This is a genomic window from Allokutzneria albata (assembly GCF_900103775.1).
GTDB lineage: Bacteria > Actinomycetota > Actinomycetes > Mycobacteriales > Pseudonocardiaceae > Allokutzneria > Allokutzneria albata.
This window is the reverse complement of the sequence record NZ_LT629701.1, coordinates 1463499-1486952: the sequence shown is the minus strand read 5'-3', so window position 1 is coordinate 1486952 and position 23454 is coordinate 1463499. Positions and strand designations below refer to the sequence as shown.

Sequence of the window (23454 nt, the reverse complement as noted above, 5' to 3'; positions counted from 1 at the left end):
CCTTCCCCAAAGCAGTCCCCCCAAAGACTGTGGAGCCGCGGATTCGCGGCGGAGCGAAGGCTAACAGCGGGTGAATCCCAGGACATGTCCGCGAATTCAGGGACTTGCCGCTTCCGCTCGGAAGCAGTCCGACAGCAGTCGCATGCCCTCGGTGATCCCGGTCGCGGCGCCGAAGCCGAACGCCAGTCCGCGCTCGCCGCTGCCGTATGCCGCCAGGTTCTCGACCACGACACCGCGCTCCCCTGCCCGCGCGAGCACCGCGTCGAGATCGACGGACACGGCGGGTTTCAGCCTTGCGGCCAAATGCAGGCCCGCGGCCGAACGCACCGGCTCCACCCATTCCGCGAGATCACCGCGCAGCGCGGTGAGGATGAGGTCGCGGCGCTCGCCGTAGACGCGCGTCGCCCGCCGGACGTGGCGGGACAACTCGCCGGAGTCGATCAGCTCGGCCAGCGCCGCCTGCCCCACGTGCTCGCTGTGCCAGTCGGTGAGTCGCTTGGCCTTGCCCAGCGCGGGCAGCAGCGATGCCGGAGCGATGAGAAAACCCAAGCGCAGCAACGGGAGCAGCGTCTTGGAGAAGGTGCCGACGTAGACCACGCGACCGGTGCGGTCCAAGCGCTGCAGCGGGTCCAGCGGGCGGTCGCCGTAGCGGAACTCGCTGTCGTAGTCGTCCTCGACGATCACGGCTTCGTGCGCCTCGGCCCAGTTCAGCAGGGCCGCCCGGCGCGCCGGGGACAAGGGCATCCCCAAGGGGAACTGGTGCGACGGCGTGACGTACACCAGCCGGGCCGAGGTCGGCAGCGCGTTCACCACCAGGCCCTCGTCGTCCACCGGCACGCCCACCACGCGAGCGCCGAGCGACTGGAACAGCAGCCGCGCGGCCGGATAGCCGGGCTCCTCGACGGCGACGACGTCACCGGGCTCGATCAGCACCCGGCCGATCAGGTCGAGCGCCTGCTGCGCGCCGTTGGTGATGAGGACGTCATCGGCACCGGCGCGCACGGACCGCGACACCCCGAGATAGCGCGCGATCGCTGCACGCAGCCCCGAGTGCCCGGCGGCCTCGGTGTACCCGCCGGCCGCCCGCACCGCGGAGGCGCGGACCTCGCCGGAGAGCAGCCTGCGCCAGGTGGCGAAGGGGAACAGGCCGGGCTCGGGCGTGCCCAGCCGGAAGTCGTGCGGCGGTGGCGCGGCGGGCGCGGCGTCGTCGACCGCCAGCTCAGTCCACAGTGGACGAGGCCGGACCCCGCTGCCCGACGGCGCTTTCCTGGGGCGCGGGCGCATGGCCGTGGACGCGACGAACGTGCCCGCGCCGACCCGCGCGGTGACGAAGCCCTCGGCGGCCAGCCGGTCGTAGGCGATGGCCACGGTGCTGCGGGCGACCTTGAGCCGGCTCGCCAGTTCCCGGGTCGGCGGGAGGCGATCGCCCGGGCGCAGGCGACCGTCCAGCACCGCGTCCAGCAGCTGGTGGTAGATGCGGGACGTGAGGTCACCGGAGCCGGAGAGCGAGACGTGCACGTCCACGGGCGGACGCTACATTGGCCTGGTCAGTTCGACAAGAATTGGCGCCTCCGCGAACCAATCGCGGATGGTTGAATCCTCTCGTGACTACCGCTGACCTGTGGTTCGACCCGAAGTGCCCGTGGGTGTGGAACACCTCCCGGTGGCTGCTGGAGGTGGAGCGCGTGCGCGAGGTGCGGCCGCGCTTCCACGTGATGAGCCTGTGGCTGCTCAACGAGGGCCGCACCGGGCTGGAGGAGTGGTACGAGCGCTGGCTGGCCGACACTCTCGGTCCCGTCCGCGTTCTCATCGCCGCGCAACAGAAGTACGGCGACGAAGTGCTGCGCGATCTGTACACGGCGTTCGGCACGCGCATCCACCACCGGAAGGAGCGCATCGGCTCCGACCTCTACGCCGGGGCGCTCGCCGAGGTCGGCCTGGCAGAGGAGCTGGCCGAGGCCGCCGACGTCACCACCTACGACGACGCCTTGAAGGCCAGCCACCACGCCGGTCTCGACCCCCTCGGCGACGACCTCGGCACTCCCGCGCTGCACATCACCGATTCCGGTGGTGCGCGCACGGCGTTCTTCGGGCCGGTCGTCAGCCCCGTGCCCCGCGGTGAGGCGGCCGGTCGGTTGTGGGACGGCGTCGTGGCTGTCTGTGGCACGCCCGGGTTCTTCGAGCTCAAGCGCGGCCGCACCGAATCGCCCCGGGTCGACTGATGTCCCGCTTGTTACCTCAGGGACCGCTGCGCGTGCTGGCCATCGCCCAGCTGGCCAACTCCGTTGGCGACGGCGCTTTCTACGCGTGCTCCGCGCTGTTCTTCACCCGTGTCGCCGGGCTCTCCCCCACGCAGGTCGGGCTCGCTCTGACGCTGGGCTGGGCGACCGCGATGGTGGCGGGTGTCCCCCTCGGCGCCCTCGCTGACCGTTGGGGACCGCGTCGCACTGCCGTGGTGCTGTCCGTTGCGGTCGCGGGGACGCTGAGCGCGGTGCTGTTCGTGCGCTCGTTCCCCCTCGTCGTGCTCGTCGTCTGCGGCTATGCCTGCTGTCAGGCGGGTTTGGGCTCGGCTCGGCAGACGCTGCTGGCCGCGCTCGTACCTCCGGCGGAACGCACCGCGGCGCGGGCGCACCTGCAGTCCACGCTGAACGTGGGCTTGGCGCTCGGCGCCGGACTGGGCGCGCTGGTGCTGTGGTCGGGCACCTACACGGCCTACGTCGCGGCGTTTTCCCTTGACGCGGCGAGTTTCCTGCTTGCCGCCTTCGTGCTGCGCAAACTGCCGCCCACGCCGCCGCCTCCTCCGGTGACGTCCACGCCCGAGCCTCGGCTCGGCGTGCTGCGCGATCGGCCGTACGCGGTGGTCACGCTGCTCAACGCGATCATGTGCTTGAACATGCCGTTGCTGAGCCTCGGCCTGCCGATGTGGGTCGCGCAGCGCACCGACGCCCCCGCGCCCGTGTCGGCGATGCTCCTCGCCCTCAACATGCTCGGCGTCGTCGCGTTCCAGGTGCGGATGGCCCGCCAGGTCACCGGTTTGCGCACCGCCACCCGGGCCACCGGCCGCGCGGGTTGGCTCATGCTCGCCGCCTGCGCGGTGTACGCCTTGTCCGGCTTCGATCTCGGCGCCGGTGTCGCCGTGGCGGTCCTGGTCGTCGCCGCGGTGATCCAGGTGTTCGGCGAGATGCTGCACGGCGCGGGGAGCTGGGAGATCGGCTTCGCCCTCGCCCCGCCCGATCGGCAAGGCCAGTACCAGGGCTTCTTCGGCATGGGCCCGCAGATCGCGCGGATGCTCGGCCCGGTCCTGCTCACCGCGCTGCTGATCGGCGGCGGCGCCGTCGGCTGGCTGGTGCTCGGCGGACTGTTCCTCCTCGCCGGCCTCGCCTTCGCCCCCGCCGTCCGCTCCGCGCAGCGGCGGCTGTCAGGTCGAGCCGAGAGCGTGGGCGTGCTCGGCGAGTAGCGCGAAGCCCGTCCGGGTCGCGGCGGTGACGCGAGACCGGTCCAGGGCGCTCAAGTGACCGGCGAGCAGGACGGGAGCGGGATCGGCAGGACTGCGCCGGACGTCGCGCAGGACAGTGGTGAGCGCCTGCCGGTACTGGTTGTCCAGTTCGCGCTCATGAGCCCGGAGTGCAGGGCTGTCGGCGACCATCCGCAGCAGGGTTCGGGTGCGCTCACCCGCGTCCGGCGTCGTCAGGAAGCCGATTGCGCGGTCGTGCCAGTCACGGAAGGCTGCCACCACCCCGTGGCCCGGTGGGCGATCCCGGACGGTGGTCACGATGTCCTCGATGAGTTCGTCGGCACGGTCGAACAGGATGGCTTCCTTGCTGGGGAAGTAGTTGCGCGTCCACTGGGACATCCGCGGCAGAAGGTGGCGACTCGTCGACGGCGACACCGAACTGGCGCCCGGCGTCGCGCTCATCGAGTGCGGCGGTCACGTGCCCGGGCACCAGGCCGTGCTCGTCGAGCTCCCCGACACCGGGCGAGTTCTGCTCGCGGGCGACGCCTGGTTGCCCGGCAGCGACCCGGAAACACGACCTCGACGGACTGCAAACCCACGCCGGCCAAAGGAAACTCATGAACCTTGCCGAGCGACGCCAGGTCTCGGTCGTCATGCACAACCACGACACCGAGCAATGGCGCACGCTCCGGCTCGGCCCAGAGCACCTGGGGTGCACCTGGACGTCAAGAAAATCCCACCCGGCGGTGGGTACCGAGCCCGCAGTCCAGTCACCGACGTGACGGCCAAGTGCACCTAGGTCCTGTCCTGTAAGTCATCGCAGCCACAGCACGATGGCGGCGATGACCAGTTCGGCTTGGTAGTAGGCGGCGTGTTTGGCGTAGCGAGTGGCCAGGTCGCGAAACTGCTTGAGCCGGTTGAAGCAGCGTTCGACGACGTTGCGCTGCTTGTAGGTTTCGGTGTTGAAGCCGGGTGGGCGGCCGCCGTGTGAGCCCTGGGCTTTGCGGTGGGCGGTCTGGTCATCGCGTTCGGGGCAGAGGAACCGGATCCGGCGTGCCCGCATCGCGTGGCGCGTGCAGGGATGCGAATAAGCCTTGTCAGCGATCACGGCACCCGGCCGGGTGCGGGGACGTCCCGGTCCGCTCCGGGCAACCCGGATGCCGTCAAGCAACGGGATCAGTTGCGGATTGTCCCCGGCCTGGCCGGCGGTGAGGATGATCCGCATCGGCAGTCCGCGCCCGTCCACCGCCAAGTGGATCTTGGTACTCAGTCCTCCGCGGGATCGCCCGAGTCCTTCCCCGGCGACCGCGAGGGCCTCGATTTCCTCCCCGCAGCCCCCTTTTTCCGGGCTCCAGCAGCGTGCTGGTGAGCCCGGACGACGCTGGAGTCCACGCTGATGACCCACTCCACGGCGCCGACCGAGTCGTCCTTGACGATCACCTCGTCCAGGATCTTCTGCCAGGTGCCGTCCTTGCTCCACAACCGCAACCGCTCGTGCGCGGTCTTCCACGGCCCGTACCGCTCGGGCAGGTCGCGCCAGGGGGCGCCGGTGCGCAGCTTCCACAAGATCGCGTTGATCACCTGCCGATGATCACGCCACCTACGGCCACCACCAGAGACCGGCGGCAACAACGGCTCGATCGCAGCCCAGGCTCGGTCAGTCAGCTCACCACGGCCCACCCCACACCAGAACTACCAGACGACCCGATCAACGACTTACAGGACACGGCCTAGAACGGTGCGGGGTCGGCGATGGGTTCGAGTTCGGTCTCGATCACCTTGCCACTCGGCGTGGTCCACGCATGCGTCCCGTCGGGGCGGTTCTCACAGGACCAACGGGAGTGCGTCTTCATCCGGTGGTGGTGGCGGCACTTCGGCCGCAGGTTCGCGATGGTGGTGTTGGCGCCATCGAACGGGCAACAATGATCCAGGTCGCAGCGGTGAGCCGGTTGGTTGCAGCCGACCATGGTGCAGGTCGGATACCGGGCGTTGATCAGCTCGCGTTGCGCTGGGGTGGGTCGGTAGGTGGTGATGTTCTCGGCCATCCCGGTCACCGGGTCGGTGAGGATGCGCTTCCAAATGCCATTCGCGGCCACGTCAGCGACGATCGGCGCGGGCAGCGGCCCGTATCCGGCCAGCATCACCGGGTCCTTGGTCAGGCCCAGGATGTTGGTGATCGGCATCGTGAGGTTCACGCACACCTCACCCTGCGGGGCGGGTGTTTCCTTGCCCATCAACAGATCCGCCGCAACGTCGGATCGTTTCTGGTCCAGCGTTCGGTCATCTTTGGGGAGAGCGCGGGCGATGCGGTCGATCCGGTCGAAAGCCAGGGCCGCGTCGAGGGCCGGGAGGACGACGCGCAGGGAGCACATGCCGTCGTCGAGGTTGAACTTCTCCACCAACCGCTGCTTGCGCTTCTCCTCATGACGCCGCAGGGCTGCTTCGGCGTCGAGCTTGAGGATGTAACGCCGGGCATAGCGTTGGCTCGCCGTGTAATTGTGCGTCGCGGCGTGGTTGATCAGCACGGGTTCGGCGATCGCTTGATTGGCGGCGTCGAGGACACTGACCTGATCAATGATCATCAACGCCTTGCCCTCATCAATCCGCCCCTCCGACAACGCCTCCAACACCACCGGATGCTCCACCAGCGACATCGCCCGATCAACGAGCTTGTTGCCCTTGACCTGAGAGACACGCAGCAGCGGCATCAGGACATCCCCGGCATACTGCTGCACTTGCGGATCCAGGTCCTCATAGAGCTTCATCAGGGTTGAGGCGAACTCCGCCACCGCACGCCCGATCGCGGCGTAGGCGGCCACGACGTCGTCTTCGATATCGGCAGGGGCCATACTCCTATTTTAGCGTCTGCAAATAGTGGATCATGGCTCTACGGAGTGAACTTTCCCTTATCTCCCAACGGTTCCAGCTCAAACGCAGGTCCCAGCAAACGGAAGCCGGGAACCCAGCCGAGGCTTTACCTGGGGTGCGCGTGCCATACGCTTCCCGCGAGGGCCGGAGTTTCATCCCGTGCCCCCGAAAGGCCCACGGGCACGCGCAAGGGGCCCCAGGTCAAGCCGGCCCCACGCCGGTACCGAGGAAACCAGGAAGCCCTGACCGAACATCACGCTGTACGGGATGGGATCGGTGAAAGAAGCATGCCTCAAGGGGAGGCATATCGTCAGCGTATCGAGAATCGGATACGCGTTGACAACACCTCGCCGCGTTGACTGGCGGCCATGGTGGCTGACGACGGGAAATGGGATCGGCGCTCAGTGTTGCGCGCCGCGGCCGTGATGACCGGTACCGCCGCGACCGCCCCGCTGCTGGGCGGGCCGGCCATGGCGCAGGACGGCCGCGGCGGGGTCGCGGACGCGTTGTTCAAGGCCGGGAACTTCGAGCAGGCCGGTCGCGCGTACGAGGAAATCCTCCGAAGCGACCCCAAGAACGTGCACGCCGCACGCCAGCGTGGCTACGTGGGGCTCCTGGCGAACAGGTTCCCCGACGCCGAGAAGTACCTCACCACGGCCGTCGCGCTGGCGCCCGATGACAAGGAAGCCAACCAGTTCCTGGCCGACTGCTACACCCGGCAGGACAAGTTCTCCCGCGCCGTGCCGCACTGGAAAGCTGCCGGGGAGGACACCTACGCCAAGCTGTTCGCGGCCTTCCGCGGCGAGCCGTACCAGATCCACGGCGACTTCGCGCGGCTGCCGTGGAAGCACGTGGACCCCGCGCCCGCGGTGGAGATCTCCCTCAACGGCGGGCCGCTGCGGCAGTTCTCCTTCTACACGCGCGTCGCATCGCTGAACGTGTCAGCGGAAGCGGCCGCGGAGGCCGGACTGCGCGCCGTGACCCAGCAGAAGATCGAGTACATGGGCAAGACGATCTGGTCCTTCTCCGGCGTGCTCGACTCCCTCAGGCTGGGCGGCATCGAACTGCGCAACATCCCCGTCGGCTGGTCGGACACGCGGGTCGGCCCGAACCTCGGGGACGGGCTGATCGGAACGTGGATCTTCTACCACTTCCTGACCACTGTGGACTACGCGGGCCGCTCGCTGATCCTGCGCCGCAGAACCCCTGAAGCGGCAGGGCAAGCACGCGCAGCGGCCCTTCGCGCGGGCGCCGAGCCGCTGCCGCTGTGGCTGGCCCACGAGCACCTGTTGTTCAGCACGGGCAGCGTCGCCGACTCCGGACCACGCGTCGTGGCACTGAACATCGGCGGCACCGGCGAGATGGTCACCGGCATGCCCGGGGAAACGGCCAAGCGGTTGGGCGTCCGCACCGACTACGACCGACCGGTGGAGACGTGGGCAGGCGGCAAGCCGCTCATCACCTACCCCTGCTACCCGAAGGAGGTCCGCCTCGGCAACGCCGCCGCCACGGACGTCTACTGCTACGCCAACAACCAGCCCGCGATCGGCCGCGAAGGCTTCGACGTGCTGGCGCACTTCTCGCACTGCTTCTTCAAGCCCTACAACATCACCCTCGACTTCACCGACATGAACGCCTACATCGCCCGCGGCAAGGCGGACTGACCCGGTCAGCCCAGCTCCGGCTCGGTGATGGACAACCTCAGCCGGACCAGGCCCCTGGTGGAGCTGATGCGCGGGAAGTAGCCGAGGTCGCGGCGGGCCGCGGAGATGTCGAACCAGTGGGCGGTGCCGAGGTGGTCGGTGACCAGCCTGGTCAGCGGCGGCTCCGCCCGCAGCCGCAGCGCGCGGTAGGTGAACTCGAGCACCGAGGCGACCCCCTTGGCCAGCCCGTGCGGCACCCGGCGCGTCACCGGCGGCAACCCGACCGCCCACAGCAACGCCGCGAGGGTGTCCTCTGTGGACTGCGGGTTGTCCTGGGTGATGAAGTACGCCCTGCCCGCGATCGGCGAGCCCGGCTCCAGCCGCTCCAGCGCGAGCAGGTGCGCCTCCGCGGCGTTGTCGACGTAGACGGTGTCGATGCGCTTGTCGGCCGGGCCGACCAGCCGCAACCGCCCGGACTTCGCCGCCGCGATCACCCGGGGCACGAAGTGCGGATCGCCCGGCCCCCAGATCAGGTGCGGGCGCAGCGCCACGGTCGCCAGCTCCGGCGAGTTCGCGGCGAGCACGATCCGCTCGGCCTCCGCCTTCGTGCGCGGGTAGGCGGCCGGGAAGCGCGTCGCGTACGGCACCGACTCGTCGACACCGTCCAGGTCCTCGCCGCCGTGCACGACGCTGGGGCTGGAGGTGTGCACCAGCCTGCGCACCCCGTGCTCACGGCAGGCCCTGATCACGTTCTCCGTGCCCAGGACGTTGACCTCGCGGTACTCCCGTTCCGGCCCCCAAGCTCCCGCCTTGGCCGCGCAGTGCACCACGGCCTCGTGCCCGGACACAGCCGCGGACACGTCCTGGAGGTCGCGCAGGTCTCCCCGGTACTGCTGCACGCCGAGCGAGGCCAGCTCGGCGTGCAGGCTCCGGGCGAAGGAGGACACCTCGTGCCCCGCCTCCGTCAGGCTCGCGCAGACCGCAGCACCGAGGAAACCCCCGCCTCCGGTGACCAGAACCCTCATCGCCGCCTCCTCGCGCCTTGCGGCGGGCGACGGTAGCCGAGCCCCCCTGTCATCACATTGAGCGACCCCGCCCTGTCAGGCGCTCGCCCAGATCTCCTTCGGCGCGCGGGTGAGCAGCCCCGTCTCCACGGGGGCGAAACCCTCGGCCCAGCGCAGCCCGGGCAGCGCCGTGAGCAGCTCGCGGACGCCGATCTCGGTCTCCATCCGGGCGACCAGCGCGCCGAGGCAGAAGTGGCGGCCCGCCCCGAACGCCAGGTGGCTCGCGGCGGCGGTGAACTCGCGGTCGACCGGGCCACGGACGCGGTGGATGTCGAAGCGGTCGGGGTCGCCGAACCGGCGGGGGTCCCGGTTGGCCGCCCCGACCAGGCAGGCCACCGTCGCGCCCGCCGGGATGGTCCGGCCGCCGAGCGCGACGGCGCGGTCGGTCTGCCGGAGGACGACGAGCACGGGTGGGTTGCGCCGCAACGACTCCGCCCACGCCTGCGGGATGAGCCCTGGGTCGTCCCGGACTTCGGCGAGCTGGTCGGGGTGGTCGAGCAGGTTGGCCAGGAACGACGACAGCGCCTTGTCGGTGGTCTCGCCGCCCGCGCCCAGCAACGTGCCGCAGAACCCCTTGATCATCTCGTCGTCCAGCGGGCGCCCGTCGACCTCGGCCGCGCACAGGGTGGACAGCAGGTCCGCCCCCGGCCTGGCCCGCCGACGCTCCAGGTGCGGGGTGAGGTAGTCGTAGAGCTCGTCGCGGGAGACCATGCCGCGTTCGAGCCGCTCGGGGTCCTGGCGGTAGTTGCCGAGGTAGGAGAAACCGTCGCGGTACCAGCGCTGGAACAGGGGTGTGTCCTCGCGGGGCAGGCCCAGCGCGGTGACCACGACGGTCACCGGCAGCTCGTGGCAGAACTCCGCGACCAGGTCGAAGCGCTCCCGCCCGCGCAGCCGCCCGACGAGGTCCCGGGCGGTGGTCGTGACGACCTCGCGCAACGCCTCCAGCGCCTGGCCGCGGAAGGCCGGGGAGACGACGGAGCGGTGGGCCGCGTGCTCCCGCCCGTCCAGCTGCAGCACGGTCTCGCCGTACATCGGGGCCAGCTGCCAGGAGTAGTTGCGGGAGGTGAAACCCGGTGCGGTGAGGGCGAACCGGACGTCCTCGTACCGGCTGACCAGCCAGGCGTCCAGGGGCTCGTCCCAGACCACCGGGAACTCCTCCCGCAACAGGGCGAAGTACCGGTGCGGATCGCGCTCCAACCGCGGCCAGAGCAGGCTCGGCGGCGTCAGCTCGGTCCGGACGGACTCGCGGCCCGGCTCGCCGGAGAGCCGGTACCGGCTCGATTCCCGGTGCCAGTCCTGGGAAACGCGCATCGCGTGCTCCAGCAGGCCCGGCAGCGGACCGTGCGGCGCGTCCGCTTCGGCCAAGCGGAAGTCCTCTGCTCGCTTCTGGATCAGCGTGTGCGCGGTGTCGACCGCCAGCTGCCAGGACGAGTTGTCCTCGGCCCGCAGCAGCACCACGAGGTTGGCAGGCTCCCCGAACGCGAGGTCCTTCTCCAACGAGTAGACGTCGTTGGTCCAGGCGATGACATCCGCCGCGCACCGGCGCACCTCGTCGAACCGGTCGGTCACGGCCACCGGGCCGTCGAGCACCTCGATGAGGTCGAAGAAGACGTCGGCTCCGAAGAGGTCGCGCCGCAACTCCAGGTAGTGGGCCAGCGCCGGCAGCCGGTCCGCGTCTCGGTGCTCGACCGTCAACCGCTGCGCCCGCAGGTGTGCCGCCAGGTGGCGCGCGAACCGGTCGCGCCAGTCCGGACCGGCCAGCTCGGCGGTGCGGGGCCACAGGTCCTGGTGCAGCGCGCGAAGCATCGGGTCGGCGTCCGGTGCCAGGTCGGCGACTGCGCCGGTGACCACCTCGGTGACGGTCCGGCAGAACTCGTCGAGGTCGCCCTCCAGCGCCCAGGTGCCGTTGTCGATGCGGTCGTCGAGCCCCAGCATCCACAGGAACCAGCACATCAGCACCGCGGCGCGCTCCCGCTCAGTCGCCCCGGTGAGGTCGATGCCGAGGTCGAGCAGGGTGGAGCCCAGCAGCCGCGCCCTGCCACGGGGGCCGATCACCCGGTGGCGTTCGCCCCAGTCACACGTCTCGGACGCCAGCTCCGCCGCGTCCGCCCGACGAGGTCGGGCGGCGAACGGCAGGTCGAGGGTCGGGATGCGGAACTCGGGCACGGACAGCACTCCATGGATTCTGGGGAGCGGTGGGACAGCACAAGCCTGTCGTGCGTTCCTGTCACTTCCCTGTTATCCGCGCTCCGCGAGAACTGCCAGGTCAGCACCGCGGAAACTGTCCGAGTACTGCTTCGGTCCGGTCGGCGGTCAGCAAGAGGCCTGCGGCTACAAGGAGCGGAGGCTTGGCCACAGGGCCGACCACGGCGAGCGACGGCCTTCGCACAGCCAGACGGGCATTCCCTGGGAGCTGTTGCGGACCCCGAGGCCGTTGTCCACGGTCGCCACCTGGCGGACGCGGTCGAAGTGCCGCATGAGTTCCGCCTGGGAACCGCCGACGTAGAGGGTGGCGGCGGACTCGGGGGGTGTGCCGAAATACCAGTAACCGCGGTGCGGGCTGTACACCTCGGGAAGGCCGCGCGAGGGGCCGTGGAAAGCCAGAGCGCTGGCGGGCCAATAGGTGTGGGCGACGATCGAGGTGCCTGCGGGGGCGGCGCGGTAGGCGGCCGCGACGGTGTCGGCGAGCTGGGGCCAGCCCACGCTTTCGGCGTTGACGGTGTTGGCTGTGCCGGCCTTGTCGGCGAGGCTCTGCACGGGCTGGACCGGGAGCAGCACGACGACCATCGCGACGGACAGAACCGCAGCGGGCCACGCCGCCCAACGCACCCATCGGTACTCGTCGAGCGCGACGGCGCCGATCGCCCAGAGGGCCGTGAACATGCCCGCCAGGTAGTAGCCGTGGCCGAAGGCGAAGAACACCACGACACCGAGGATCAGGAACGCGGCGCCTAGGAACCTGTGCTCCTGCGAGCGCAGGGCGCACCACAAACCGTAGCCGAGCAGGGGGACGCCGAGGATGCCTGCGGACGCGAGGAGGAGCACGAAGAACCCGGGGTCCTCCTGACCGGCGAGGACGGCGCGCATGCCCAACTGCGGCCACCCGTTGCTCGCCTGCCAGATCAACGCGGGAACCGACGACAGCACGGCGATCCCAGCGCCGAGCCAGAAGTGCTTGCTCCGCAACGGCTCCCGAGGCCCGAACAGCACGACCGCCAAGCCGACGGCGAGCCAGAAGAAGACCACGAGGTACTTCACCTGGAGGGCAACGGCGGTCGTCAACCCCAACCACAGCAGCAGACTTCCCGAGCGCACGCGGAGCCACCGCACCAGCAGCCACGTGATCACGATCCACAGGAACGAGTCCACGACGGTCGTGGTCAGCACGTGACCGCCTGTCGCCAGCACGGGTGAGCCGACGACGGCCGCGGCCGTCAGAACCTGGGCCCGGCGAGAGCCGCCCAGCTCCCGAGCCACCGATGCCGCCACGAGGACGCTGCCGACTGCGAACGCGAGAGCGGGAAGCCGAAGGGCCACAAGCGAACCAGGGAACAGCGTGTCCATGGCGCGTACGAGCAACGGCAGCAAGGGGGGCTGGTCCGCGTAGCTCCAGTCGAGGTGCTGACCGGCCGCCCAAAAGTACAGCTCGTCGCCGTGATAGCCGTAGCGTCCGCTGGTCAGCAGCAACAGCAGCCCGAGGCCGCTCGCCAAAAGCACCGCGAACTTCATCGATTTCCCTTACGCGCCAATGGAACCGCCGGAACCAGGCACAGCGCGACGAGGACGAACGCCACCGTGAAGGCCGTGCCGAAGGCGTCGGCGGCCGTCCCGAGTGCCGCTGTGCGCGTGGCCGGGTCGGCGATCGCGTCGGTGGCGGCGAGCTGCCCCTGTGCGGTGGGCACGCCGAAGCCGGATGCGAGCAGCCCGGCCAGCACCATCGACATGACGGCCGAGCCGATCGCGCCGCACACCTGTTGGAGGATGTTCAGCGCGGTGGACGCCATCGCGGCTTTGGTGCTGGCCAGCGCGCGCAGAGCCTCGGACATGAGCGGGATCATGGTCGCGCCCATGCCGAGTCCCATCAGGAACTGCGCGAACAGCAGCGACCAGTACGGCGTGTCCGGGCCGACTGCGGTGAACACGCCCATGCCAACGAGGATCAGCACGAACCCAGGAAGCACGACGCGGCCGACACCGAAGCGGTCGGCGAGCCCGCCGCACACCGGAACCGTGAACAGCGCGGCGAGACCGCTCGGCACGAGCAGCAACCCTGCTTGAAGCGTGCTCTCCTCACGCACCACCAGGAAGTAGGCTGGGAACAGCACACCCGAACCGAGGAAGCCGATCACGAACAACCCCAGCGCGATCACCGAGAGCCGGAACGCGCGGTCCCGGAACAGCCCGAGATCGATCAGCGGGGACTCCATCCTGGTGGCGCGCCACACGAAACCCGCGATGCACAGCACTCCGAAAGCACCCATCGGCCACCACGTGACGCCGCCCGCGGCGAGGAACGCGGTGAAGATCAGCGCGGCCAGGCCGGGCGAGAGCAGCAGCATGCCGAGGAAGTCGAAGCGCCCGGCGGGCCGTGGCGGGTCTGCGGGCAGCACGCGCCCCGCGATGACCAGCGCGAGCACGCCGATCGGCACGTTGACCAGGAACAGCGAACGCCACCCGGCGAAGTCGACGAGCCAGCCGCCCAGGATCGGGCCGCTGATCGGGCCGAGCAGCATGGGCACGCCCAGCACGCCCATCATCTTGCCGACCTGGTCCTTGCCCACCAGCCGCACCAGGATCGTGGTGCCCGCCGGACCGAGCACCCCGCCCGCGAACCCCTGCAGGACGCGGAAGAACACCATCGACCCGACGTCCCACGCGAGCCCGACCAGCGCCGAGCCGAGCGCGAAACCGGCGAGCGCCACCAGGTAGACCCGCCGCGCGCCGAAGCGGTCGGCGGCCCACCCGGTCACCGGGATCGCCATGGCCAGCGCCAGCAGGTAACCGGTCACCACCCACTGGATGGTGGCGAAGGAGGTCTGGAACTCGATGGTGAGCCGGGGCAGGGCGATGTTGACGACCGTGGAGTCCAGCACCGCCATGAACGAGCCGATCACCACCGCCCCCGCCGCCCGCCACGCGGCGCGGTCCAGTGCGGCGGGGGCCGTGGACGCGGTCACGCTAGTTCCCCTCCGCGCGGGACTTGAGCGCGGTGAGCAGGCCGTCGATGCCCTTGCGGGACATCTTCTCCAGCAGCCGCTTGGGCATCGGCCACTTCAGTGCGATCTCCTGGCTGGCGGTGACCTCGCTGCCGCTGCCGGTGGCGGTGACCGCGCAGGTGAAGTCGTACTTCGTGGTGACCTCGCTGGAGTCCAGGTGGAACTCGTAGGCGTGCTCGGCCGGGTAGGAGTAGCGCAGCAGGTGCGAGGCCTTCTGCCCCATCGCCGAGACGTGCCACTTGACCAGCACGGGCCTGCCGCGCTCGTCGGTCTCCTGGATGTCGACCTTGTCGTAGCCGTTCTGCCAGGACGGGTACTGGGCGACGTCGAGCAGGATGCCGAGTACGGCGTCGGGGTCTGCGTCGATGGAGATGGAGCCGGTGACGGGCGCCATGGGCGTGCCTTTCAGGGTCGGGTGATCAGATCGCCGAGCGGGCGGCGGGGGTCGGCGGCGACGGCTTCGAGCAGCCGGACGAACTCGGCCAGCCACCCGGCGACCACGCCGTCCGGGAAGCGGCCCGCCCGGTGGTTGAGGTTGACGTGCATCAGGTCCCCGGCCAGGACGACCTCGACCCGCAGCGGGTGCTCGGTCTGGGCGAGGAACTGCAGCGGGAACGCGCCCAGGACGGAGAAGAACCGGCCGAGGTTGGAGGCCATGCCCGGCACCGACTCGCTCACCAGGTAGCTCTCCACCAGCGGCGCGTCCGCCGGGGCCCCGGCGAGTTCGTGCAGCCGCGCCTGCGGCAGGTACTCGTGCTCGGTGATCGCCGAGATCTTGTCCTGCAACGCCGCCAGCCACGGCAGCAGCTGCTGCGTGCGGTCCACCGTCACCGCCACCGGCAGGATGTTGAACAGCAGGCCGACCGCCTGGTCCACGTCGACCGAGGTCGTGCCGCGACCGGAGAAGATCGTGCCGCACACCACCCGGTCCGAGCCGGTGATCGTGCTGAGCAGCAGCGCCCAGGCACCGTGCGCGAGGCTGTTCACGCTGAGCCCGTGCGCCCGCGCCAGGTCCGCGAGGGCGACCGCGGTCTCCGGCGCGATCACCGCCGTCTCCTGGAAGATCGGCGTGGACTCATCCGCCGGACCGGGCGAGGTGATCGACGGCGTGGGGAAAGCCAGCTCCTGGCGCCAGAACGCCTCCGCCGCGCTCATGTCGCGCCGGCTCTGCTCCACGCAGAAGTCGCCGAAGGCCGTGGTGGGCGGCAGCTCCGCGGGCTCCCTGCCGGAGGCGAACACCTGGTAGGCGTCCAGCAGCGTCGTCACGAGGATCTGGTAGCTCCACCCGTCCTGCGAGGGCAGCGTGAACATGTGCACGTACTCGTAGGTGTCCTCCCCGACCCGGAACAACGCCAGGCGCAGCTGCGGCGCTGAGCCGTCGAAGCCCTTCCTGCGCTCGGCCTCGATGTACGCGCCGATCCGCCGCTCCTGCTCCACCGGCTGCACCGCGCGCAGGTCGCGCAGGTCGATGCGCAGCTCCACGTCAGTGCGGACGACCTGGACCCACCGGCCGTTGTCCTCGCGGACGTAGGCCGTGCGCAGCGTCGGGTACCGGTGCGCGGTGTGCTGCCAGGCCCGCTCCAGCGCCACCGGGTCCAAGCCCTGATCGGCGAAGCGGAACCGTTGGTGCACAACGTAAACACCAGATCCGGGCTCGCGGAGCATGGCGTCCAGAGCGCGCTGCTGCATCCCGGTCGCGGGGTAGGCGTCCTCGGCGTCCGGGTACCGCGTCCGAGCCCACTCCAGCAGCTCCGGATCGCGCTCCACCGCGACGGCGGCCCGAGCCGGACCGCGGGACTCCACCAACGCCGCCAGCGCCGCGATCGTACGGCTCTGGAAGACGTCCTGCGGGCTGAGCACCATCCCCCTGGCGTTGGCCCGGCTGACCATCTGGATGCCGAGCAGCGAGTCACCGCCGAGCTCGAAGAAACCGCGGTCGACGCTGACCTCCTCCAGGCCGAGCACGTCGCACCAGACCTCGGCCAGGCGCCGCTCCAGGTCCGTGCGCGGGGCCAGGACCTCGCCCGTGGGCGCGGCACCGCGCAGGGGCAGCGGCAGCGCGTCGCGGTCGAGCTTCCCGTTGGCGCTGACCGGGAACTCCGGCACCGCGACGACCGCCGTCGGCACCATGAACTCCGGGATGCTGTCGCGCAGGAAGCGCGGCACGTCCGTGCTCAGCCAGCGGCTCAGTTCGAGCAGGCGGGGGTTGTTGGTCAGGGGCTTGCCCTGCTGCACGGGGTCGGTCCAGTCGACCAGGTGGCCGCGGCCGAGCACCACGCGGTAGGAGCCTTCCGAGGTCCCGCCTTCCCAGGACACGTCAGCGCTGTAGCCGAACTCGTCGGCCAGCAGCCACCAGTCCTCCGGCTCGACACCGCCATCGCCGGAACGGAGTTCGCGCACGGGTGTGTCCGCGGCGGCCTCGGCCAGCTGGGCCAGCACGCCGTTGATCGAAGCCACGCGAGCGTTCGGCACGCCGTCGACCACCAACACCTCCGGGCGGTCGTCGGTGAGCACGCGCCGCACGTCCTCCCACGAGGTCCACGCCACGTGCTGCGGCTCCGCCTGCTCCTCGACCGGGGTGCCGACGTGCACGGCGACGTCGTAGCGGTAGCGGGTCAGCTCGTTGTGGTGGTCGCCGCGCTTGAGCATCACCTCGACCCGGCTGATCTCCGGGATCTCCGCGCGCAGGGCGGTGAAGTACTCCGGCGCGATCACCAGCTCCTGCTCCTGCGCGGCGCGCTGGTGCACGCGGTCGCGGAGCTTTCCGACGGTGAGCCCGTCCTCGGCGCGGGCGAGTTCGACCTCGACGTGGAAGGTGTTCAGCATCGCCAGGCTGCGCAGGTCGCCGAGGAACAGCGTGCCGCCGGGCCGCAGGTGGGCGATCGCCTGCTTGACGACTTCCGTCAAGTACTCCGGTCCGGGGAAGTACTGCGCGACGGAGTTGATCACCACGGCGTCGAACCGCTCGGTGATGCCGGAGAAGTCGTTGGCGTCGCGCTGGAACAGCCGCACGTCGACGCCCGAGGACAGCGTGGGCGCGACGACCCCGCGGACGTAGTCCAGTGCGGTGGCCGAGATGTCGGTGCCCCAGTAGCGCTCGGTGTCCGGGGCGATCCTGGCCAGCAGCAGGCCGGTGCCGCTGCCGATCTCCAGGACGGAGCGCGGCCGCGTCGCCCGGATCCGGTCCACTGTGGACTCGACCCAGATCCGCATCTCCTCGGCGGGCAGCGGCTCGTCGGTGTAGCTGCTGTTCCACCCGACGATGTTGAAGTCGGGCGCACCACCGTCATCACCGGAGCGGTAGTTCTGGTCGAACAGGTCCTGCCACTCCGAGACCCGGTCCTCCTCGCTGGCGGACGGCGCCATCGCTCCGGGCTCGGGGACGACGTAGGCGACGAGCTGCTTGTCCTCGGCGTCCTGGGTCAGCGAACGCGCGAGCACGACCACGTCGCGCACGGCGTCGTGCTCGGCGAGCGCGGCCTCGATCTCGCCCGGCTCGATGCGAAGGCCGCGGATCTTCACCTGGAAGTCGGTGCGACCGAGGAAGACGATCGTGCCGTCCGGCTGGTACCTCGCGAGGTCACCGGTGCGGTAGAGCCGCGCGCCGGGCTCGTCGCTGAACGGGTCCGGGACGAAGCGCTGCTCGGTCAGCTCGGGGCGGCGGTAGTAGCCGCTGCCGACGCCGACGCCGCCGATGTAGGCCTCACCGGGCGTGCCGATCGGCACCGGGTTGCGGTGCTGGTCGAGGATGTGGATGCGGGTGTTGGCGATCGGCTTCCCGATCGGCACCAACGCGGAGTTGGTCTCGCGCGGGCACTCCCACGCCGTGCTGTCCACACTGGACTCCGTGACGCCCCACAGGTTGTGCAGGGTGGCACCCGGCAGCGTCGCGTAGAGCGCGCGCACCGACGCCTGCGGCAGCGCCTCGCCACTGGAGATCACGCGTGTGATCGACTCGCAGTTGCCGACACCGGGGTGCTGCAGGAACACGCGCAGCATCGGCGGGACGAAGTGCAGCGTGGTGACGCCCTGCTCCTGGACCAGGCTCGACAGGTACTCGGGATCCTTGTGACCCTCGGGCTTGGCGATCACCATGCGCGCACCGGTGATCAGCGGCCAGAAGAACTCCCACACCGACACGTCGAAGCTGAACGGGGTCTTCTGCAACACCCGGTCGGCGGCGCTGAGCCGGAAGTGGTCCTGCATCCACAGGAGTCGGTTGACGATGGCGCGGTGGGCGTTCATCGCGGCCTTCGGCTGCCCGGTCGAGCCGGAGGTGTAGATCATGTAGGCGATGTCGTCCATGCCGACCGCCACGCCGGGGCGCGTGTCCGGCTCGGCGTCGAGCTCGCCCGCTCGGTCCAGCGGGACCACGACCGCCCCGTGCGCGGGCAGGTCGTCGATCAGCGCCTGCTGGGTGAGCAGGATGCCCGGTTCGGCGTCGGCGAGCATGAACGCGACGCGCTGCTTCGGGTAGGTCGGGTCGATCGGCAGGTAGGCGCCGCCCGCCTTGAGGATGCCGAGCAGGCCCACCACCATCTCCGGTGACCGCTGCACGCAGATGCCGACTGGTTGGCCCGCGGTGATCCCCATGCGCAGCAAGCGGTGCGCGAGCCGGTTGGCCCTGCGGTCGAGCTCGGCGAAGGTGACGTCCTCACCCTCGAAGTGCAGCGCGACCGCGTCGGGGGTGGCGTCGACGGTGTCCTCGATGAGCGAGTGCAGGCAGCGCCACCGCTGCTCGGGCCACACCACGTCGGTGGCGTTCCACTCGCGGAGGATCTTCTCCTCGGTGGCGGCGGGCAGCACCGGCAGCTCCGAGACGCGCCGCTCCAGGTCGGTGGCGATGGCCTCCAGCAGCACGCGGTAGCCGGCGAACACGCGCTCGATGGTGTCGCGGTCGAAGATGTCGCTGTTGTACTCGGCGTCGACCAGCAGCGAGTCGGGGTTCTCGGTCACCGAGATCTCGACGTCGAACTTGCTGGTGTCGGTGTGCACCTCGGTGATGTCGGAGAAGGGCGAGTCCTCCCCCTCGGCCACCGGGATCGGCAGCTGGTCGATCTTGTGCCGCTTCATGTCGAAGAGCACCTGGAACAGCGGGGTCGCGGTGAGCGCGCGTTCCGGGGCCAGCTCCGAGACGACCGCGTCGAACGGCACGTCCTGGTGGTCGGCCGCGCGCTTGACCACGGTGTCCACCCGGCTGACCAGCTCGGCCACCGTGGGGTCGTCGCCCAGGCTGGTCTTGAGGACCATGGTGTTGACGAAGAAGCCGATCAGGCCCTGCACGGCCTCGTGCTGCCGGTTGGCCATCAGCGTGCCGACCACCACATCACCACCGCCCTGCGTGTCGCCGGCGTAGCGGTAGAGCACGACCTTCAACGCGGAGAGCACGGTGGTGAACAGCGTGACGCCACGGTCGTTGCTGAACGCGCGCAGCCGCGCCAGAAGCTCCTCGCCCACCTCGAAACTTGTGCTGGCGCCGCGAAACTCCTGCAACGGCGGGCGCGGGCGGTCGGGCAGCAGCTCCACGCCGGTTCCCGTGGCACCCAACAGGTCCCGCATGCTCGCCACGCGCTCAGCGAGCCGGTCACCATCAAGGCGCTCGCGCTCCCACAGCGTGAAGTCCGCGTACTGCACGGGAAGCTCCGGCAGTTCCGGCCTGCGACCGTTGGCGAAGGCGTCGTAGGAGGCCGCCAGCTCCGCGCCGAACACGCCACCGGACCAGGCATCGGCGACGATGTGGTGCATCGTGAAGAGCATCCGGTGCTCGTGCGGGCCGAAGCGGTAGAGGGTCACGCGCATCAGCGGGCCGATAGCGAGGTCGAACGGGTCGCGCGCGGCGGCCTTGACCAGGCGCTCGCACTCCTGCTCGCGTTCGCCCTCCGGCAGGTGCTCCATGTCGACCACGGGCACCGTCATCGCCATCTCGGGCGCGATCTCCTGCCACGGCACGCCCTCCACGCTCGGGAAGGTCGTGCGCAGGATCTCGTGCCTGCGTACGAGTTCGTTGACCGCTTGCTCCATGGCGCGCGGCTGCAACGGTCCATAAAGGACGACGGACATCGACATGTTGTAGGCGGGGCTGCCGGGAACCATCTGGTCCACCGACCACAACCGCTGCTGCGCGAAGGACAGCGGAACCCGGATGTTCTCGGCGCGGCGGCGCGCGGCGATGGCCAGCAGCTCCTGGTTCGCGTCAGGCCCGGAACTCGACCCGTTGACGCACTCCGAGAGCACGCACTCGGCCAGCTCCATCGGCGTGGGGTGGTCGAAAACCTTGCTCACCAACAGGGTCAGCCCGATGGCGCGGTTGATCCGGTTGCGCACCTCAAGCGCGGTCAGCGAGTCCATGCCGAGTTCGAGGAACTTCGCCGACGGGTCGATCTCCTCGGCCGACTGGTGGCCCAGCACGCCCGCGACCAGCCGGCGGACGAGGTCGAGCGCAGCGGCGCGCGGGTCCTCGGCGCCGAGCAGGTCCACGTGGTCGTCAGCGGCCGAGGTGTCCTGGGGCAGGTGTGCTTCAAGGGAATCGCCTTCGCCCGAACCGGAGGCACTGGTGTTCATCCAGTAGCGCTGCCGCTGGAAGGCGTAGGTCGGCAGGTCGGCCGCGGATCCCTCTGGCAGCGCTGCGCGCCAGTCGACCCGAACTCCCGCGACGAAGGCTTCGCCGAGCGAGGTGAGGACGCGACGACGGTCACCGTGGCCGCGCCGCAGCGTGCCGATCGAGCAGAACGACCGGCCGCTGGGCTCCAGGTTGTCCTGAACTTCGCGCATCAGGACCGGATGCGGGCTGACCTCGATGAAGGAGTCGAAGCCCTGCTCGGCGAGCGCGGTCAACGAGGCCGCGAGCCGCACGGGGCGGCGCATGTTCTCGAACCAGTACCCGGCGTCCATCTGCTCACCGTCGAGCCAATCCCCGGTGACCGTGGAGAACACACGCACTGCAGCGCGCTGGGGACGAACCGGCTCCAGCTCGCTCGTCAGGCGGTCGCGCAGGGAATCCACCTGCGGTGAGTGAGTCGCGACGGACGCGGGCACCTTGCGGGCGCGGATACCATCGGCCTCGCAGCGCGTCAGCAGCTCGTCCACGGCGTCGTCATCACCGGCGACGACCGAGGACATGGGGCTGTTGTAACCGGCGACGGTCAGCCTGCCGCCCCACGGCTCCAGGTACTCCGCCAGCGTCTCGCCCGCCGCTTCGATCGCGACCAGGCTGCCGCGACCGGCCAGCAGCTCCACGAGTTCCTGGCTGCGCAAGGCGATCACGCGCGCGGCGTCACCCAGGCTGAGCGCGCCCGCGACGTAGGCGGCGGCGATCTCGCCCTGGCTCTGCCCGACCACGGCGCCCGGCTCGACGCCGTACGAACGCCACAGGGCCGCAAGGGAAACCGCGACGGAGAACAGCGTCGGCTGCACGACGTCGATGCGGTCCAGTTCAGATGCTTGACGGACGACGTCAAGTACCGAGAAGTCCACGTACCGGCGGAACGCCTCGTCGCAGGCCGCCATCTCCGCGGCGAAGGCCGGTTCGGTGTCCAGCAGCTCCGCGCCCATGCCGACCCACTGCGACCCCTGACCGGGGAACACGAAGACAGTGCGCCCCGTCGTGCGCGCACGACCCTGGACGAGCTCGGGCGCGTCCTCGTTGTCCGCCAACGCCTTCAGCCCGGCAAGCAGATCTTCGCGGTTCTCGCCGACGACTGCTGCGCGGTGCTCGAAGACCGTGCGATCCGCGAGAGCCCGGGCCACCGCGTCGAAGCACTCGTCTTCCACGTGCGCGGCCAGCTTCGCGGCCTGCCCGCGCAGTGCGGCTGCCGACCGACCGGACACCGGCCACGTCAGCGGCCCGGTCACCGGCGCGTGTTCCACGATCGGCTCGTCCGGCGCCTGTTCGAGGATCACGTGGGCGTTGGTGCCGCTCATGCCGAACGACGACACCGCGCCCCGCCTCGGCCGGTCGACCTCCGGCCACGGCCGGTTCTTGTCCACCAGCTCGATCGCACCGGCGGACCAGTCCACGTGCGGGGTGGGCGCGTCCAGGTGCACGGTCGCGGGCACGGTGCCCTTGCCGAGCGCGAGCACCATCTTGATCACTCCGGCGACACCGGCGGCGGCCTGGGTGTGGCCGATGTTGGACTTCACGGAGCCCAGCAGCAGCGGCGCCCGCTCCCCCGCCCCGTAGGTCGCCAGGAGTGCTTGGGCCTCGATGGGATCGCCGAGCTTCGTGCCCGTGCCGTGCGCCTCGACCACGTCCACGTCGGTGGTGGTCAGGCCCGCGTTGGCCAGCGCGGCGCGGATCACCCGCTGCTGCGACGGGCCGTTCGGGGCGGCGAACCCGCTGCTCGCGCCGTCCTGGTTGACGGCGGACCCGCGCACCACGGCCAGGACCCGGTGCCCGAGGCGGCGCGCGTCGGACAGGCGCTCCAGGACCACGATGCCCGCGCCCTCGGACCAGCCGATGCCGTCGGCGGTGGCCGCGAACGGCTTGCACCGGCCGTCGTCGGAGAGCACACCCTGCCGGGTCAGCTCGACGAGCACGCGACGGGTGATCATCACGGTCGCACCGCCCGCCAGCGCCAGCGAGCACTCGCGCTGCCGCAACGCGGTCACTGCCGTGTGCAGGGCGACCAGCGACGACGAGCACGCGGTCTCCAGCGTCATCGCCGGGCCCTCCAGCCCGAGCGTGTAGGAGATCCGGCCCGCCGCCATGCTGCCCGCGCTGCCGTTGCCCAGGTACTCGTTGTACGCGAGTCCCATGTAGACACCGGACTGGCTGCCCGCGAGCGCCTTCGGGTCCACCCCGGCGTTCTCCAGCGACTCCCAGGCGCACTCCAGCAGCAGCCGGTGCTGCGGGTCCAGGGTCAGCGCCTCGCGCGGGGAGATCCCGAAGAACGCGGCGTCGAACCCGGCGATGTCGTCGAGGAAACCGCCCTCGCGCACGGTGATGTCATCGTCCAGGCCGTCCTCGGCCCAGCCCCGGTCGCCGGGCATGGGCGTGATCGCATCCACACCGTCGGCCATCAGCCGCCAGAAGCCCTCGGGGTCGCTCACCCCGCCCGGCATCCGGCACGCCATGCCCACGATTGCGATCGGTTCCGTCGCGGCGGCGGTCAGCTCCTCGGCCTGCCTGCGCAGCCGGTCGTTCTCGATCAGCGACGCCCGCAACGCCTCGACGAGCTGCTCGGAAGACGTGTCCATGCCGTTTGCCACCT

General features: G+C 70.3%; 12 protein-coding genes and 1 pseudogene. 3 read left to right on the top strand and 10 right to left on the bottom strand.

Translation table 11 applies throughout. The features are described 5' to 3' along the window. Positions 1-96 precede the first annotated feature (96 nt). Complete coding sequence (gene pdxR, locus BLT28_RS06355) at positions 97-1524, bottom strand: MocR-like pyridoxine biosynthesis transcription factor PdxR (RefSeq protein WP_030433845.1); 1428 nt, start codon at positions 1522-1524, stop codon at positions 97-99. Positions 1525-1604: 80 nt separating this feature from the next. Here pdxR and BLT28_RS06350 point away from each other — a divergent pair, with 80 nt between their 5' ends. Both BLT28_RS06350 and BLT28_RS06345 read left to right on the top strand, forming a co-directional pair. Then, positions 1605-2222, top strand: a complete 618-nt coding sequence (locus tag BLT28_RS06350) for a mycothiol-dependent nitroreductase Rv2466c family protein (RefSeq protein ID WP_156051908.1) — start codon at positions 1605-1607, stop codon at positions 2220-2222. Continuing rightward, positions 2222-3457, top strand: a complete 1236-nt coding sequence (locus BLT28_RS06345; protein WP_030433847.1) for an MFS transporter — start codon at positions 2222-2224, stop codon at positions 3455-3457. Before BLT28_RS06350 ends, BLT28_RS06345 begins: the two co-directional genes overlap by 1 nt. On the opposite strand, the gene BLT28_RS06340 is transcribed toward BLT28_RS06345, so the two are convergent. The 3 genes from BLT28_RS06340 to BLT28_RS06330 form a co-directional block, all read right to left on the bottom strand. After that, positions 3419-3853 (bottom strand): TetR/AcrR family transcriptional regulator, encoded by a 435-nt coding sequence (locus BLT28_RS06340; RefSeq protein WP_030433848.1) that lies wholly within the window; start codon positions 3851-3853, stop codon positions 3419-3421. The genes BLT28_RS06345 and BLT28_RS06340 overlap by 39 nt on opposite strands. Before the next feature lie 415 nt (positions 3854-4268). Next, positions 4269-5134, bottom strand: a protein-coding gene (locus BLT28_RS06335) for an IS5 family transposase (protein ID WP_407638796.1) whose coding sequence is annotated in 2 segments (ribosomal slippage) — positions 4269-4783 and positions 4783-5134 — 867 coding nt in all. Because the reading frame shifts where the segments join, the coding sequence is not laid out codon by codon here. 50 nt (positions 5135-5184) lie between these two features. Then, positions 5185-6303, bottom strand: coding sequence for an HNH endonuclease signature motif containing protein (locus tag BLT28_RS06330; protein WP_083383673.1), 1119 nt, complete (start codon positions 6301-6303; stop codon positions 5185-5187). Positions 6304-6690: 387 nt separating this feature from the next. Here BLT28_RS06330 and BLT28_RS06325 point away from each other — a divergent pair, with 387 nt between their 5' ends. Continuing rightward, positions 6691-7986 (top strand): tetratricopeptide repeat protein, encoded by a 1296-nt coding sequence (locus BLT28_RS06325; protein WP_030433680.1) that lies wholly within the window; start codon positions 6691-6693, stop codon positions 7984-7986. A 5-nt stretch (positions 7987-7991) separates the two neighbouring features. Here the strand turns inward: BLT28_RS06325 and BLT28_RS06320 are convergent, their stop codons facing one another. The 6 genes and pseudogenes from BLT28_RS06320 to BLT28_RS06295 all read right to left on the bottom strand — a co-directional run. After that, a complete protein-coding gene (locus BLT28_RS06320) occupies positions 7992-8990 on the bottom strand; it encodes an NAD-dependent epimerase/dehydratase family protein (RefSeq protein WP_030433679.1) in 999 nt (332 codons plus the stop codon). Positions 8991-9065: 75 nt separating this feature from the next. Further along, positions 9066-11204: a cytochrome P450 gene (locus BLT28_RS41730; protein WP_231950652.1), complete on the bottom strand. Its 2139-nt coding sequence runs from the start codon at positions 11202-11204 to the stop codon at positions 9066-9068. A gap of 156 nt (positions 11205-11360) precedes the next feature. Then, positions 11361-12758 carry an ArnT family glycosyltransferase gene (locus tag BLT28_RS06310; RefSeq protein WP_030433677.1) on the bottom strand — a complete coding sequence of 466 codons (1398 nt, stop codon included), beginning with the start codon at positions 12756-12758 and terminating at the stop codon, positions 11361-11363. Further along, positions 12755-14206: a DHA2 family efflux MFS transporter permease subunit gene (locus BLT28_RS06305; protein WP_052408240.1), complete on the bottom strand. Its 1452-nt coding sequence runs from the start codon at positions 14204-14206 to the stop codon at positions 12755-12757. Before BLT28_RS06305 ends, BLT28_RS06310 begins: the two co-directional genes overlap by 4 nt. A 1-nt stretch (position 14207) precedes the next feature. After that, positions 14208-14639, bottom strand: a complete 432-nt coding sequence (locus BLT28_RS06300) for an SRPBCC family protein (protein ID WP_030433675.1) — start codon at positions 14637-14639, stop codon at positions 14208-14210. A gap of 11 nt (positions 14640-14650) precedes the next feature. Next, a pseudogene (locus BLT28_RS06295) lies at positions 14651-23422 on the bottom strand (amino acid adenylation domain-containing protein); the annotation flags it as partial. Positions 23423-23454: the final 32 nt, after the last annotated feature.

Excerpts from the sequence above, each read along its gene's own strand:
- BLT28_RS06320 (WP_030433679.1), bottom strand. The coding sequence starts at position 8,990 with ATGAGGGTTCTGGTCACCGGAGGCGGGGGTTTCCTCGGTGCTGCGGTC.
- BLT28_RS06310 (WP_030433677.1), bottom strand. The coding sequence starts at position 12,758 with ATGAAGTTCGCGGTGCTTTTGGCGAGCGGCCTCGGGCTGCTGTTGCTG.
- BLT28_RS06325 (WP_030433680.1), top strand. The coding sequence starts at position 6,691 with ATGGTGGCTGACGACGGGAAATGGGATCGGCGCTCAGTGTTGCGCGCC.
- BLT28_RS06345 (WP_030433847.1), top strand. The coding sequence starts at position 2,222 with ATGTCCCGCTTGTTACCTCAGGGACCGCTGCGCGTGCTGGCCATCGCC.
- BLT28_RS06340 (WP_030433848.1), bottom strand. The coding sequence starts at position 3,853 with ATGTCCCAGTGGACGCGCAACTACTTCCCCAGCAAGGAAGCCATCCTG.
- BLT28_RS06330 (WP_083383673.1), bottom strand. The coding sequence starts at position 6,303 with ATGGCCCCTGCCGATATCGAAGACGACGTCGTGGCCGCCTACGCCGCG.
- BLT28_RS06300 (WP_030433675.1), bottom strand. The coding sequence starts at position 14,639 with ATGGCGCCCGTCACCGGCTCCATCTCCATCGACGCAGACCCCGACGCC.